Origin of the sequence: Arthrobacter gallicola, assembly GCF_014836775.1 — a bacterium.
In the GTDB taxonomy this organism is placed as follows: Bacteria; Actinomycetota; Actinomycetes; order Actinomycetales; family Micrococcaceae; genus Arthrobacter_B; species Arthrobacter_B gallicola.
The window spans coordinates 125,763-140,519 of record NZ_JACSQD010000004.1 but is presented as its reverse complement, the minus strand read 5'-3'; the positions used below and the strand labels follow the sequence as shown (position 1 = coordinate 140,519).

The 14,757-nt window shown below is 66.1% G+C and carries 13 protein-coding genes; 9 read left to right on the top strand and 4 right to left on the bottom strand.

From position 1 onward, the window contains the following. Nucleotides 1–81: 81 nt before the first annotated feature. Nucleotides 82–459: a PLD nuclease N-terminal domain-containing protein gene (locus H9639_RS10110; RefSeq protein WP_191807965.1), complete on the bottom strand. Its 378-nt coding sequence runs from the start codon at nucleotides 457–459 to the stop codon at nucleotides 82–84. 112 nt (nucleotides 460–571) lie between these two features. Between H9639_RS10110 and H9639_RS10105 the strand changes: the two genes are divergently transcribed. The 5 genes from H9639_RS10105 (at nucleotide 572) to H9639_RS10085 (ending at nucleotide 4,554) form a co-directional block, all read left to right on the top strand. Beyond that, nucleotides 572–880, top strand: a complete 309-nt coding sequence (locus H9639_RS10105; protein WP_191807964.1) for a DUF4229 domain-containing protein — start codon at nucleotides 572–574, stop codon at nucleotides 878–880. Between the two features lie 118 nt (nucleotides 881–998). Continuing rightward, nucleotides 999–2,099: an SdpI family protein gene (locus H9639_RS10100; RefSeq protein ID WP_191807963.1), complete on the top strand. Its 1,101-nt coding sequence runs from the start codon at nucleotides 999–1,001 to the stop codon at nucleotides 2,097–2,099. Nucleotides 2,100–2,207: 108 nt separating this feature from the next. Next, entirely contained in the window at nucleotides 2,208–3,608 is a 1,401-nt protein-coding gene (locus H9639_RS10095) for a sensor histidine kinase (RefSeq protein ID WP_191807962.1), read from the top strand. Continuing rightward, nucleotides 3,601–4,284 carry a response regulator gene (locus H9639_RS10090; protein WP_191807961.1) on the top strand — a complete coding sequence of 228 codons (684 nt, stop codon included), beginning with the start codon at nucleotides 3,601–3,603 and terminating at the stop codon, nucleotides 4,282–4,284. Before H9639_RS10095 ends, H9639_RS10090 begins: the two co-directional genes overlap by 8 nt. Nucleotides 4,285–4,287: 3 nt before the next feature. Then, nucleotides 4,288–4,554 carry a hypothetical protein gene (locus H9639_RS10085; protein WP_191807960.1) on the top strand — a complete coding sequence of 89 codons (267 nt, stop codon included), beginning with the start codon at nucleotides 4,288–4,290 and terminating at the stop codon, nucleotides 4,552–4,554. On the opposite strand, the gene H9639_RS10080 is transcribed toward H9639_RS10085, so the two are convergent. The 3 genes from H9639_RS10080 to H9639_RS10070 all read right to left on the bottom strand — a co-directional run bounded on the left by H9639_RS10080 (nucleotide 4,551) and on the right by H9639_RS10070 (nucleotide 7,687). Beyond that, nucleotides 4,551–5,438, bottom strand: a complete 888-nt coding sequence (locus H9639_RS10080) for a 1,4-dihydroxy-2-naphthoate polyprenyltransferase (RefSeq protein ID WP_191807959.1) — start codon at nucleotides 5,436–5,438, stop codon at nucleotides 4,551–4,553. The genes H9639_RS10085 and H9639_RS10080 overlap by 4 nt on opposite strands. Before the next feature lie 152 nt (nucleotides 5,439–5,590). Further along, nucleotides 5,591–6,727 (bottom strand): AMP-binding protein, encoded by a 1,137-nt coding sequence (locus H9639_RS10075; RefSeq protein ID WP_191807958.1) that lies wholly within the window; start codon nucleotides 6,725–6,727, stop codon nucleotides 5,591–5,593. 6 nt (nucleotides 6,728–6,733) lie between these two features. Further along, nucleotides 6,734–7,687 (bottom strand): 1,4-dihydroxy-2-naphthoyl-CoA synthase, encoded by a 954-nt coding sequence (locus H9639_RS10070; RefSeq protein ID WP_191807957.1) that lies wholly within the window; start codon nucleotides 7,685–7,687, stop codon nucleotides 6,734–6,736. Nucleotides 7,688–7,816: 129 nt separating this feature from the next. On the opposite strand from H9639_RS10070, the gene H9639_RS10065 reads away from it, so the two are divergent. From H9639_RS10065 to narI, 4 genes are read left to right on the top strand one after another with little or no spacing between them, the layout of a single operon-like run. Further along, nucleotides 7,817–11,542 carry a nitrate reductase subunit alpha gene (locus H9639_RS10065; protein ID WP_191807956.1) on the top strand — a complete coding sequence of 1,242 codons (3,726 nt, stop codon included), beginning with the start codon at nucleotides 7,817–7,819 and terminating at the stop codon, nucleotides 11,540–11,542. Further along, nucleotides 11,542–13,218: a nitrate reductase subunit beta gene (narH, locus tag H9639_RS10060; protein WP_191807955.1), complete on the top strand. Its 1,677-nt coding sequence runs from the start codon at nucleotides 11,542–11,544 to the stop codon at nucleotides 13,216–13,218. The genes H9639_RS10065 and narH overlap by 1 nt, the downstream gene beginning before the upstream one ends. Beyond that, nucleotides 13,215–13,913, top strand: coding sequence for a nitrate reductase molybdenum cofactor assembly chaperone (gene narJ, locus H9639_RS10055; RefSeq protein WP_191807954.1), 699 nt, complete (start codon nucleotides 13,215–13,217; stop codon nucleotides 13,911–13,913). The genes narH and narJ overlap by 4 nt, the downstream gene beginning before the upstream one ends. Beyond that, nucleotides 13,910–14,743 carry a respiratory nitrate reductase subunit gamma gene (gene narI / locus H9639_RS10050; protein WP_191807953.1) on the top strand — a complete coding sequence of 278 codons (834 nt, stop codon included), beginning with the start codon at nucleotides 13,910–13,912 and terminating at the stop codon, nucleotides 14,741–14,743. The genes narJ and narI overlap by 4 nt, the downstream gene beginning before the upstream one ends. Nucleotides 14,744–14,757: the final 14 nt, after the last annotated feature.

Genomic DNA, 14,757 nt, shown 5'->3' with positions numbered 1-14,757 from the left:
TCCCTGCTGAAACCTTCCGACCAGCAAAATGCCCCGCCCCGGAGAAATCCGGGACGGGGCAGCAGACCTGGTGCTTGGTGGCTAAGGGCTGGGAGTTTCGTCGTCGTTCTTCTGGCGGGCACGCTTCTCCCTGTCGGCGAGCTCCTGTTCGCGGCGCTTGAGTTCCTCTTCCTTCGCCTTCTGCCGGCGGCGGATTTCCAGGTTCCGCAGGAACTCGGGGTCGTCATCGGGGGCGGTGGGGTGCCGGGTGGCCCGCGGTTTTGGCTCCGGACCATGCATCGGGCGCCCAAAGAGGAACCACAGGATGGCGCCCAGGACCGGCAGAAGCACGATCGTGAAGAGCCAGGCAGTCTTCGAGATGCTGCGCACTTCGTGGGCTTTGGACATGATGCAGTCAATGAGCGAGTAGATGATCAAGACTGCGACGACAATGACGCCGATGAGTACGAAGCGGGGCATGCCCCCAATTGTAGAGGAGACCGCTGCGGCCCGGCCCGGCGAATCCCGGGAACCTCCTGAACGCCCTAATTACCTGGAAACCGTTCCCTGGCACTACCCGTAGAATAGGGCCGTGGCTTTCTGGAAATTTACCGCTCTCCGCCTTGGTCTGGTGGTCGTCTTCTTCATTGCCGGGCTGTTCCTGCAGCTTGGAATAGTGCTCTCCGCCCTGGTCGCGGCCATTCTGGCTTGGTGCGTCACCTACCTGTTCTTCCGGGACATGCGCGACGCCGCTGCCCGCAGCATCCAGAGCCGGTTCAGCGAAAAGACTCCGCCGACACGCAACCGCGCCGAGCTGGACGACTCCCAGGCCGAAGATTCCATGCTGGACGCAAACCCGGACGTGGCGATCGACGCCGACCGTAAGCCCCGCGAAAGCTAAAAGCTGCTGACGGGCCCCGGCCTGCCCAGCCCCTGCCCCGGTCTGCCCAACCCCGGCCATCCTCCTGGCCAGCCCCGCCCGGCTTATCGGCACCACATTCTCAGGTAGGCTCGCAGCCATGAGCGACGCCCACAGCCAGACCGAAACCAGCGGTGGAAACCTGCGCACCCCTGCGGCCGAGCAGGTCTACACCCGGCGATGGGTGATCGGACTTGTCGCTGGAAATCTGGGGCTTGGCTTCCTGGCCGCAGCCTGGATGTTCAGCGTCGCCGGGGAACTGCCGGATCCGCTGGCCAGCCACTGGGGCCGGGACGGGGTGGACGGTTATATGTCCCTGGCAGGTCACGCCTTGATCGTCGTTCTGGTGGGCGGCGGAAGCGGTGCCCTGATCACCGCATTGGGTGTCCTCGCACGTGGTCAATCCCCGCTTATGGCCCGGCTCGGGGTGGGCTTTGGCCTCGGATTCGGTGTTCTGATGACGGGGCTCTCCGTTGCGGTGGTGGCCGGACAGATCGGTTTGGCAGACTCCTCCCGGGCTGAAATTTCCGCACCTGTCATCTGGACTGCAGCTGGGGTGGCGGTGCTGGCCGCGGCCGCCGGCGCCTGGCTGTACCGGCCCGGCACGTACGAGCGCACGCAAAGCCCCGAAACATCCGCCCTGGACGACGCCGCCGCGGATCGAGGGTCAGCCGTCTCCCTGGCCGCCCGAGAACTGGCGGCCGATGAGCAGCCGCTGGCGGTTAGTGTCTCGATGGGCCGGTGGAAGTGGGCCGCCAGTCTGGGGACCGGAGCAGCCGTGGCGCTGAGCCTGGTCTTCATCCATCCGGCGCTGGCCCTGTGCGGCGTTCCGGCAGCTGCCCTGCTGTGGGTGTTCTGCCAAGGCCGGGTAATCATCGATCCGAATGGTGTCCGCGCACTCGCCGGCGGCTTCTGGAAACTTATGCCGCTGACTTACGGGGAGATACGCGCCGCCTCCGTCCAGGATATTAAGGCCATGGACTTCGGTGGCTGGGGTTACCGGCTCAATGGAGGAAGTGTTGGTTTTATTATGGGCAGCGGTCCGGCGCTGATTCTGGAGGCTGGCTTTGCGCAGCGCTATGTCTTCTCAATGCCCGACGCCGAGACTGCGGCCCGCGCCTGTGCCCTGGTTAATGCATACCGGACTAAGGAATCGGACCGGGGAGCTGGAACGGTTTCCGGTTCACGGAAACAACCGTAGGCGGCCCGCTGGCTTCCGGGATGAATTCCGCTGGCCCCAGGTTTGAGATTGCCGTCATCCGGGGGTTTCCGCGCATTGCGTCCCCTTGCCGTGGATAGTGTGACAGTCATGGAATCAGTCTTGAATCACGCCCGGCGCTGGGGCGCCCCGGTAGGGGCCGTGATTTTCTTTGTTTTGTGGTGCGTCGCGGAGGCTGGACGGATGGGTGCGCCGGTTGGCATCCTTCCCGTGTTTTGGCCCGGTGCGGCTCCGCTCGTGTTGATGACTGCGGCCATCGCCGTCGCGTCGAGGTGGCCGATCCTGTCACTGGCGCTGACCGGACTCCTGCTCCTGGGCCAGCTATTCCTTCTGATTTCACCCATGGGATCGACGCATTGGGCCATTTACCTTGGCTCATTCATTGCACTGGGCGTCATCGCTTGGGCCGGGACTAAACGGATGCGGGTTATCGCCATCTCCGCGAACATCGTCTTCGCCGCTGTCATGGCTTTCCAGATGCTCTCCTGGCGTTATGGAGCAGGAGTTGGCTGGTTCCCACCACTCTACGGCGGGGATCTGCTGACCCTAAGGGTCTATGGATGGCAGCTATTTTCCCTCCTGATGCTCATCGCAGCGGGGTGCTTCGCCGTCGGACTGCTTCTGTCCCTGTACCAGGAGCGCGGCAGCCTTTTTCAGGCCCGCGACCTCGCCCGCAGCACCCTCCAGGACACGGAAATTGACCTGATCGTGGAGCAGGAACGGACCCGGATCTCCCGGGACCTGCACGACGTCCTGGCGCACTCACTCGCGGTGATCGCCGCACAGGCCGACGGCGCCCGGTACCTGGTGAAGGACCAGCCGCAGCCCGTGCTCAAGGCCCTGGAAACCATTGCCGGTTCGGCGCGGAGTGCGCTGGTGGACGCGCAGCGGGTGATTGAGGGCGTCAGCGAGGACGGAATGACCGCGCCCCAGCCGCAGATGAAGGACATCACCGGCATGGTCGAGGGGATGCGCAGCAACCTGCAGATCCGAGACAGCGCCTCCGGGCAGCCGGTGGAGCTGTCCAGCGGGCAGCAGCTGGCGGTATTCCGCATTGTTCAGGAGTGCCTCACCAACGCGCTGAAACACGGCGGCCGGGACGCCGAGGTTCGCCTGCACCTCGACTGGAGCGGACCGGGGCTGACCCTTCACGCAGCTTCCGCACTGGCCCAAGAGCCCGCAACAGCTGAAGAACCCGGCCGGCCGGGCCGCGGGCTGGCCGGTATGCGTGAACGGGCTCATCTGGCGGGAGGCTGGCTCACAGCCGGGCCCGACGGCGAACACTTCCGGGTAACCGTCTTCATCCCGTACGGACATCCCGGCGACAGGGACAGGGACGGGGCCGGCGCGGGAGATCGAGCCGGGGCCGGGGAAAGAGCCGGGATCGAGCAGCCAGAACGGGACCGCGAGCACCGGCAGCCGGCACTGACGGGACCCGCGCCTGCCGGAACGGCTCCCGGCACGATCGGAAAGGAAACCAATAATGCCTGAGTCCGGCACCCGGATTTCCGTAGCCCTGGTTGATGACCAGCCGCTGTTCCTGGCCGGGATCCGCATGCTGATAGACAGCCAGACCGACATGGAGTTCTGCTGGGAGGCCGGTGACGGACAGCAGGCAGTTGACCGGGTTGCCGAGCGGCGCCCTGACGTGATGCTCATGGACCTGCGAATGCCCGTCCTCGACGGCGTTGCCGCCACCCGCGCGATTATTGGAAACGCGGACGCGGCCGGAACCGAACACCCGAGGATCATCGCCCTGACCACATTCAACCGGGACCAGGCGGTGGTCCAGGCAGTCCAGGCAGGTGCCAGCGGCTACCTGTTGAAAAGCGCGGAACCCGAATTTCTCCTTGCCGCTATCCGGACCGTCCACTCGGGCTACTCCGTAATTGCTCCGGGCTCCATCCACTCGCTCTTCGACCACGCCGCCCGAAATGCTCCGGCGGCGCAGCCGGACCTGTCGGTCCTTGAGGTCCTCTCGGCCCGGGAACGGGACGTGTTCCTGCTGGCCGCGAAGGGGCTCAGCAACGGCGAAATGGCGCAGAGCCTGTTCGTTTCCGAGGCCACGATCAAGACGCATCTGCGCAGCGTCCTGGACAAATTGGAGCTGCGCACCCGGATTCAGCTGGTGAGCTTTGCCCATGAGCGTTATTTGCTGGGCGGCTGAGCGGTGAAGGCAGCCGGACAGGCCGGGCACCTCGGCGTCGTGGCGGCGGGTGTCCACCTGCTGTCCTGGTGCGGCGTCGGAGTCCTGGCCGGCGCGGCCCCAGGCCACGCTGACGGACTACAAGCAGGCTGGACTGACGCCGCCTGGCTGACCGCACTGGTCTTCCTGCTGGCCTCCGCGGTCCTGTTCCTGGGCGTGGTCCTCGGTGTTATCCGGCCGCGCAGCAGCCGCAGCGCCGGCCACACGGCCGGCCGTGTGGCCGGCCCCTAGTGCGCCAGCAGGTGCGTCAGCACCAGTGCCAGGCCATAGAGCACGCTGAACCCGAGGTTGATCAGGCCCGTCTGCTTCAGCACCGGGATAAGACTGCGGCGCTTCTTGCCCTTGAGCATCAGCCAGCTGGGCATCAGACAGGCCGGGAGCAGCAGCAGGACCAGCAGCACCCACGGATAGTCACCAACCAGCAGCAGGGGCAGCAGCAGCGCCAGGGCCAGCATCATGACGTAAGTAATCCGGGCGGCGTCATCTCCCAGCCGGACCGCGAGCGTGCGTTTTCCGGATTCGCGGTCCGTCGGAATGTCCCGCACGTTGTTGGCCATCAGCAGTGCGGTGGCGATGAGGCCGGTGGAGACCGCACCGATCAGGGCCGCAGCGTTGATTTCTCCGGCCTGGGTATAGGTGGTGCCCAGCGTGGCGACCAGCCCAAAGAACACAAACACGAAAACGTCGCCCAGGCCCAGGTAGCCATACGGGTTACGGCCGCCGGTGTACCCCCACGCGGCGGCGATACATCCGACGCCCACCAGCAGGAGGAACCAGGCCTGTGACAGCAGAACCAGGGCCAGGCCCGCGGCCATCGCAGCACCGAAGCAGGCGAAGGCAGCGTATTTCACCTGCTTTGCCGGGGCAGCGCCGGAACCGGTGAGGCGCAGCGGCCCGACCCGGTTGTCATCGGTGCCCCGTACGCCGTCGGAGTAGTCGTTGGCGTAATTCACGCCCACCTGAAGCAGGATCGCGACGACGGCCGCCAGCAGGGCGTTGACCCAGCGGAAGGAGCCGAGATCGAACGCAGCTGCCGTACCGATGATGACCGGGGCCACCGCCATCGGCAGTGTCCGGGGGCGTGCTCCTTCGAACCATTGCGCCGCTGTGGCCACAGTATCTTCCTTCTTTTCTTGCTCAGTTTTTGTTGCTCAGTCAGGTTGTGCGGGTTAGCCGGCGGTGCAATGCCGGGCAGTCATATTCTCCCGCACCTGTGCGCGCAGGACGAAAACAGGGGAGGAGCAGCCGTTCCTAGGAACGGGCGGCACTAGGAACGGGCGGCACTGAGCAGGCTGCGGACAGCCAGCCGGTCGGTTTTCCCGTTGGGCAGCAGGGGAATGTGCTCCAGCACCACCACGGTCTTGGGCACCGCCGGTGCGCCGAGCGCGGCGCGGATCGCCGCGCGCAGGCTGTCCAGGTTGACGGGACCGACGACGGCGAGCCCCACCACGGAGCCCCACTCGGCGTCGGGAAGGCCAACGGCAATGGCCTGGTGCACCTCCGGCAGCTGTTCGGCGGCCGCAGCCACCGCAGCTCCGGAAACCTTGACCCCGCCGGTGACAATAACGTCGTCGAGCCTGCCGGAAACCGACACGGTCCCGTTTGCGGCCACGGACCCGGTGTCATCGGTGCGGAACCAGCGTTTGCCGGAGTGGAACGCAAACCGGTCAGCGGTCAGCTCCGGCGCCCCCAGGTAGCCGTCGGCCAGCATGTCCCCGGCAATCCAGAGCCGGCCCTGGTATTCCTGGACGTCCGCGCCGGGCAGCGGAACGCCGTCGTACACGCAGCCGCCGGCGGTTTCGCTCATGCCGTAGGTGGTCACCACATTGAGTCCCCGGCCGCGGGCTTCCGCCAGCAGGGCAGGGCCGGCGGCCGCGCCGCCGAGGAGGATCGCGTCGAAACGGCGCAGGGCGTGCAGGGTATCCGCGGCCGGTTCGGTGAGCAGGCGGTGCAGCTGGGTGGGCACCAGGGAGGTCAGACGGGTCTTGTCCGTCATCTCCAGGGCGGCAGTGGTGAACGCTGCGGGGTCAAAGGGCTTCGCCGTGTCCAGCAGGACCGGCTGGGTTCCCGCGAACAGGGAACGGATCAGCACCTGGACGCCGGCAATGTAGTGCACCGGCAGGGCCAGCAGCCACTGCCCGTCCTGCTTGAGGGACAGGGCCGTGGCCATCGAGGAGGCGGCCAGCGCGTCGATGCTGAGCATGGTCTGCTTGGGCGTGCCCGTGGAACCGGAGGTGCTGATGACCAGGGCAATGTCATCATTGGGCAGTTCCCCGGAGAAGGTCTGGGCCGGGTCGGCATGCGGCGCCACCGCCGGGCCTTCACCGGCCAGCGCCGCCGCAAGCGGGGCCAGCAGGTCCCCGGCGTTATAGCCTGCGGGCGTATGGACGGGGAGGAGTTCCATAACGTCCTAGAAGTAGTAGGGGAAGGAGGACCAGTCCGGGTCCCGTTTGGCCAGGAACGCTTCTTTGCCCTCCACCGCCTCATCCGTCATGTAGGCCATCCGGGTCGCTTCGCCGGCAAAAACCTGCTGGCCCGCCAGCCCGTCGTCCGCCAGGTTGAACGCGAACTTCAGCATGCGGATGGCCTGCGGGGACTGGCGCGCGATGTCCGCAGCGTATTCCAGCGCCACCTTCTCCAGGTTTTCGTGGTCCACGGCCTCGTTGACGGCGCCCATGGCAACCATGTCCTCGGCGGAGTACTCGCGGGCCAGGAAAAAGATCTCGCGGGCGCGCTTCTGCCCGATCTGCCGGGCCAGCAGGGCTGAGCCGTAACCGGCGTCGAAGCTGCCGACCGTGGCGTCTGTCTGCTTGAATTTCCCGAACTGCCGGGAAGCGATGGTCAGGTCCGCCACCACGTGCAGGCTGTGCCCGCCGCCGGCCGCCCAGCCATTAACGACGGCGATGACCACCTTGGGCATGGTGCGCATCAGCCGCTGAACCTCCAGGATGTGCAGCCGTCCGGCCCGGGCCGGATCGATCGTTTCCGACTTTTCTCCGTCTGCATACCGGTACCCGTCCCGGCCGCGGATCCGCTGGTCGCCGCCGGAGCAGAAGGAGTGCCCGCCGTCCTTGGGGGAGGGGCCGTTGCCGGTGAGCAGCACCGTGGCAACATCGGGGCTCATCCGGGCGTGGTCCATGGCCCGGTACAGCTCGTCCACGGTGCCGGGCCGGAACGCGTTGCGTACCTCGGGGCGGTTGAAGGCGATCCGCACGGTGGGCAGGTCCCGCAGCACCGTGCCGTCGGCGCCGCGCTCCACCTGACGGTGGTAGGTCATGTCCTGGAAATCATCGAAGCCGCCAACCACCCGCCACTGCCGGGGATCGAAAATGTCAGAGACCTGCGCGGGAAGTAGTGTGCTCACGGTGTCGAGTTTATCGCGGCGGGGAAGGATAACCTTCGGAGCCCGGAGGCGGGAACAGACTGAGCGGTCCAGGGCCCGGTTTTGAGCAGGTCCCTGTTGACCCTTTCAGGCCGGGCGTAGCTTTGAGAAATGGCTAGCAGCTCCGTTACGGGGACAGACGGCCCCGCATCCGATGCACTACTGAAACTCGGCAGGTTCTTCACCCGCTGGGACGAGACCGCCGATGGCCGTGCGGTGTTCCGCGAGGGTGGCCGCAAAGGGGACGCCTTCTACCGGAACCGGTGGAGTCACGACAAGGTGGTGCGCTCCACCCACGGCGTGAACTGCACGGGATCCTGCTCCTGGAAGATCTATGTCAAGGACGGGATCATCACGTGGGAAGCCCAGGAAACGGACTATCCCACCGTCGGCCCGGACCGGCCGGAGTATGAACCCCGCGGCTGCCCGCGCGGAGCCGCGTTTTCCTGGTACACCTATTCGCCCACCCGGGTCCGGTTTCCCTATATCCGCGGGGTGCTGCTGGACCTCTACCGGGAAGCCAAACGGGGCAGCGGGGGAGACCCGGTGCTGGCGTGGGAGTCGCTGATCGCGGACCCGGAGAAGCGGCGCACCTGGCAGCAGGCCCGGGGCAAGGGCGGGCTGGTGCGCTCCGGCTGGCAGGAAGCCCTGGAAATGACTGCGGCAGCGCACGTGGCCACGATCAAGAATTTCGGGCCGGACCGATGTACCGGATTCTCCCCGATCCCGGCGATGTCCATGGTCTCCCACGCTGCCGGGGCCCGGTTCATCAACCTCATCGGCGGCGTGATGAACAGCTTCTACGACTGGTACGCGGACCTGCCGGTGGCCAGTCCGCAGGTCTTCGGGGACCAGACAGACGTTCCGGAATCCGGGGACTGGTGGGACGCCACCTACCTGATGATGTGGGGATCCAATATTCCGGTCACCCGCACCCCGGACGCGCACTGGATGGTCGAGGGCCGCTACCGGGGAACAAAGGTGGTCTCCGTCAGCCCTGACTATGCGGACAACACCAAGTTCGCCGACGAATGGCTGCCCGCGCAGGCCGGTTCGGATGCCGCTCTGGCTATGGCCATGGGGCACGTGATCCTGAAAGAGAACTTCGTGGACCGGCGGGTGCCGTTCTTCGAGGACTATGTACTGCAGTACACGGATCTGCCGTTCCTGGTGACGTTGGTGGACGGACCCGATGGAACCACCGTGCCCGGGAAGTTCCTTACCGCGGCGGATCTGGGCGGTGACTCGGGCACGGCGTCGGACCCGGCCTTCAAAACCGTGCTGCTGGACCGGGATACCGGCCTGCCCACGGTGCCGAACGGCTCCCTGGGATTCCGCTACAACGACGCCGACGCCGGCAAATGGAACCTGGACCTGCAGGGAGTACGGCCCGCACTGTCGCTGGCGGACGCCGCCTCCTGGACGCGGGAGACGTCCCCGGTGGATCTGCCGGTCTTCGCCGACCCCGCGGGAGCCGGAAGCGTGGTCCACCGCGGCGTGCCCGTGATGGACGTGGCAGGCAAACGCGTCACCACCGTTTTTGACCTGATGCTCGCCCAGTACGCAGTGGGACGGGAGGGGCTCCCGGGGGACTGGGCCGCCGGATACGACGACGCCGGCACCGCCTACACCCCCGCGTGGCAGGAAGAACTCACCTCGGTGAAGCCGTCCGCCGTGATCCGCACGGCGCGGGAGTTTGCCGCCAACGCGGGAAAGTCCAAGGGCCGGTCCATGATCATCCTCGGCGCCGGCATCTGCCAGTGGTACCACGGGGACGTGACCTACCGGGCCATCCTGGCCATGCTGATGCTCACCGGCTGCGAGGGCCGCAACGGCGGCGGCTGGGCGCACTATGTGGGCCAGGAAAAATGCCGGCCCATCACCGGCTGGGCCGCCATGGCCTCGGCTGGGGACTGGAGCCGGCCGCCGCGGTTCATGATCGGCACCGCCTTCTGGTACATGCACACAGACCAGTTCCGTTCCGACGGGTATTCCACCGACGCGGTGCAGTCGCCGCTGGCCGAGGGGCACCTGCGCGGTATGCACTCGGCCGATGTCATCGCCAAGTCCACCCGGATGGGCTGGATGCCGTTCTTCCCGCAGTTTGACGCTAAGAACTCTCTCGACGTCGCCGACGAAGCAGCGGACGGGGTGGCCCGCGGGGAGGCGCCCAATGAGGCCCGCTGGGTGGCCGACCGGCTTAAGGAAGGCAGCCTGCGCTTCGCCGTGGAGGATATTGATGCCCCGGAGAACTGGCCCCGCACCCTGATCCTGTGGCGCTCGAACCTGCTCGGTTCCTCCGCGAAGGGAGAGGAGTACTTCCAGAAGCATCTACTCGGCACCATGAACAACGTGATGGGCAAGGACCACGGTGATTCCCGCCCCAAGGACGTGGTGTGGCGGGAAGACGCTCCGCAGGGGAAGCTGGACCTGCTGGTTTCCGCCGACTTTCGGATGACCAGCTCCACCCTGCTTTCCGACGTCGTGTTCCCCGCGGCGACCTGGTACGAGAAGTACGACCTGTCCTCCACCGACATGCACCCGTACGTGCACGCCTTCACCCCGGCTATTCCGCCGCCGTGGGAAGCCAAGTCCGACTTTGAGCTGTTCCGGCTGCTGACCGTGGAATTCTCACGGCAGGCCCAAAAGCACCTCGGTGTGCGCAAAGACCTGGTAGCCACGGCGCTGACCCACGACACACCCGGTGAAATCGCCCAGCCCGGCGGCCACGCCCCGGACTGGAAAGGGACGGACATCCCCGCGGTGCCGGGTAAAAACCTCCCGTCCCTGGCCGTGGTGGAACGCGATTACACCGCTATCGCGGACAAGTTCACCGCCCTGGGGCCGCTGGCCGATAAAGCGGGATTCACCACCAAATACATCACCTACGACGTCACGAAACAGGTCGGACAGCTGGCCGCGAAACACGGGGTCTACGATTCCGGTGCAGCACGCGGGCGGCCCGCGATCGACACCGATGCGCGGATGGCCGAGACCATCCTGATGCTCTCCGGGACCACCAACGGCGAACTGGCCGTCCAAGGGTTCAAGACCTTGGAGAAACGCACCGGCAGGCGGCTCGCGGACCTGGCGGAAGGTGCCGAGGAAAAACTGATCACCTTCCGCGATACGCAGGACCGGCCGACGCCGGTGATTACCTCACCGGAATGGTCCGGCTCCGAATCCGGCGGCCGCCGCTACGCCCCGTTCACCATCAACATTGAACGGCTCAAACCCTTCCACACCCTCACCGGACGAATGCATTTCTTCCTGGACCACGACTGGATCCGGGACATGGGGGAGGCACTGCCTATCTTCCGTCCCCCGCTGGACATGCACCGGCTCTTCGGCGAACCGGAGCTGGGGACCCGCGGCGAGCTTTCCGTAGCCGTGCGCTATCTGACCCCGCACAATAAGTGGTCCATCCACTCCGAGTACCAGGACAACCTGCTGATGCTGTCCCTGTCCCGCGGCGGAACAGCGGTCTGGATGAGCCCGCAGGACGCCGCCCTGATCAACGTGGCGGATAACGAGTGGGTGGAATGCGTGAACACCAACGGAGTTCTGGTCGGCCGGGCGATCGTCAGCAGCCGGATGCCCGCCGGCGTCGTCTACGTCTATCACGCGCAGGAACGGATCATCGACGTCCCCAAATCCGAGGCGACCGGCCGCCGCGGCGGGATCCACAACTCGGTGACCCGGATCCTGGTCAAACCCAGCCACATGATCGGCGGATACGCCCAGCTGTCCTGGGCCTTTAACTATCTGGGCCCTACAGGGAACCAGCGGGACATCGTTTCGGTGGTCCGCAAGCGCGCGCAGGAGGTGAGCTACTGATGAGGATCATGGCCCAGGTCGCCATGGTGATGGCGCTGGACAAATGCATCGGCTGTCATACATGTTCCGTGACCTGTAAGCAGGCGTGGACCAACCGCGCCGGAACTGAATATGTGTGGTTCAACAACGTGGAGACCCGCCCCGGTCTCGGTTACCCCCGCCGCTATGAGGACCAGGAGAAATGGCGCGGCGGCTGGGAGCTGAACGGGCGCGGCAACCTCAAACTGAAGTCGGGCGGGCGCATGGCCAAGCTCATGGGGCTGTTCGCCAGCCCGGTCCAGCCCGAGCTGAACGACTACTACGAGCCCTGGACCTACGACTACGAGAACCTCATCCAGGCCCCGGCGGGCAACGACTTCCCGGTGGCCCGGCCCAAGTCCCTGATCACCGGGGAGAACATGAAGATCCAGTGGTCCGCGAACTGGGATGACAACCTGGGCGGGGCGCCGGAGACGGCGCAGCAGGACCCGGTGCTGGAGAAGATGCGCCGGGAGGCCGAAGATAAGGTCAAGTTCGAATTCGACCAGACCTTTATGTTCTACCTGCCGCGGATCTGCGAGCACTGCCTGAACCCGTCCTGCATGGCCTCCTGTCCGTCCGGCGCGATCTACAAGCGCGAGGAAGACGGCATTGTGCTGGTGGACCAGGACCGCTGCCGCGGCTGGCGGCAATGCGTTACCGGCTGCCCGTACAAGAAGGTCTACTTCAATCACCGGTCCGGCAAAGCGGAGAAGTGCACCTTCTGCTACCCCCGGATCGAGGTGGGGATCCCGACGGTGTGCGCGGAAACCTGCGTGGGCCGGCTGCGCTACATCGGGATTTTCCTGTACGACGCCGACCGGGTCACCGAGGCCGCTGCCACCCCCAACGAGCAGGACCTCTACGAGGCGCAGCTGGATTTGATGATGGACCCCAATGATCCGGAGGTGATCGCCGCGGCCCGGGCCCAGGGGATCACGGAGGACTGGCTGGACGCCGCCCGCCGCTCCCCGGTGTATGCACTGGCCAAGGAATTCCGGGTGGCCCTGCCGCTGCACCCCGAGTACCGGACCATGCCGATGGTCTGGTACGTGCCGCCGCTGTCCCCGATCGTGGATGTGCTGCAGGGGCAGGGGCACGACGGCGAGGACGCAGGCAACCTGTTCGGTGCCATCGAAGCACTGCGCATCCCGGTGGAGTACCTGGCGGAACTGTTCACCGCGGGAGACACGGACCTGGTGACCAACGTGCTGCGCAGGCTGGCGGCCATGCGCGCGTACATGCGGGACATCACCCTGGGCGATCCGCCGGACGCATCGATTGCCGAGGGGGTGGGGATGAGTGGGGAAGAGATCGTGCGGATGTACCGGCTGATGGCGATCGCCAAGTACGAGGAACGCTACGTGATCCCCAGCGCCCACCTCGAGGATGCGCACAATCTGGAAGAGATCGGCTGCTCGCTCGATACCGAAGGCGGGCCGGGCATGGGCCAGACCGGCGTGTTCGGGGAAGCCTCCGGCCGTCCCATGCCGGTGGCCGTGGAGAACTTCGCCGCGTTGGAGGCCCGTCAGCGGGGGGATGATCCGGCCGGGAACCGCGACATGGCCGGGCGGGTCAACCTGCTGAACTGGGACGGCCGCGGATCCCCGCAGGGACTGTTCCCGCCGGACCAGGGCGACGGAGGCGAACGGACATGAGCCTGCTGGAAAAGATTCTGGGCAAGCCCGGTAAAGGAACGGTAGAGCCGGAGGCCTACGCGGACCGGAACCCGCGGCGCAGCGCCGTGATCCGGCAGGTCGCCTCGCTGCTGCTGGAATACCCCGACGAGCAGTTGATTTCCTCGCTGCCGGTGCTGCGCCGGGCACTGGAGGAGGTCGATGCGGCCGGGCCCGGCATGATGGAGCTTTTCGACTGGTACACCGCCCGTGCGCTGCCGGACGTTCAGGCGGACTATGTGCAGGAATTCGACTTGTCCAAGCGGCACAGCCTGCACCTGACCTACTGGACGGACGGGGACACCCGCCGCCGCGGCGAGGCGCTGGCCGCGTTCAAGGAAATTTACCGGGAGCACGGGATGCTCCCGGACGGTACTGAGCTCCCCGATTACCTGCCCCTGGTGCTGGAATTCGCGGCGAAGGTTTCCGCGAAGGACGGCTATGAGCTGCTGCAGCGCTACCGGCCGTCCCTGGAACTGCTCAGGCTGGCCCTGCGGGACGCGGATCTGCCCTATCAACACGTGCTGGCATTGGTCTGCTCCACCCTGCCGGGCGTCTCACCCGAGGACGCCCAGACCGTGATGCGCACCGCTGGATACGGGCCGCCCACGGAGACTGTGGGGTTGGAGCCCTACAGCTCCCGGCTGCTGCCGCTTGCCGAGAGGAACACACCATGAGCGCCGTGGCCGCCGCATTGCAGCTCCCCGCAGACGCCGCTCCGCCGCAGGACGTCACCGTCACGCTCGGCGACGTGATGCTCTGGGGTGTGCTGCCCTATGTGGTGATCGCCGTCCTGGTCCTGGGCTCGATCTGGCGCTACCGGTATGACCAGTTCGGGTGGACCACACGGTCCTCGCAGCTGTATGAGGCACGCATCCTTCGCATCGCTTCCCCGCTGTTCCACTTCGGGATCCTGGCGGTGATCGTCGGACACTTCATCGGACTGGTAATCCCCAAATCGTGGACTGAGCAGGTGGGGGTGTCGGAAGGCCTGTACCACGCCATGGCGCTTGGCATCGGGATCATTGCCGGCATCGGCACCCTGGTCGGGATTGTGCTGCTCATTTACCGCCGGCGCACCACGGGACCGGTCTTTATGGCAACCACGAACAATGACAAGTTCATGTACATCGTGCTGCTCGGCGCCCTCCTGGCTGGACTCGCCACAACCTTGATCTCCGTCTTCGATACGAACGTCACCGATTACCGCCAAACGGTTTCCCCCTGGTTCCGCTCCATCTTCATTTTCCAGCCCGATATTGCCGCGATGACGGCAGCCAGCCTGTCCTTCAAGATCCACACGCTCTGGGGGCTGGCCCTCTTCGCGATCTGGCCCTTCACCCGGCTGGTGCATGCCTTCACGGCCCCGCTCCAGTACCTTTTCCGCCCCTACATCGTTTACCGCTCCCGCGGCAGGCGGCCGGTACCGGGTGCCCTGCCGCCGCGCCGCGGATGGGCGCCGATCGGCACCCCGGACCGGGACCGCAGAGGCGTTCCTCCGCAGTGATGAACCACAGATAG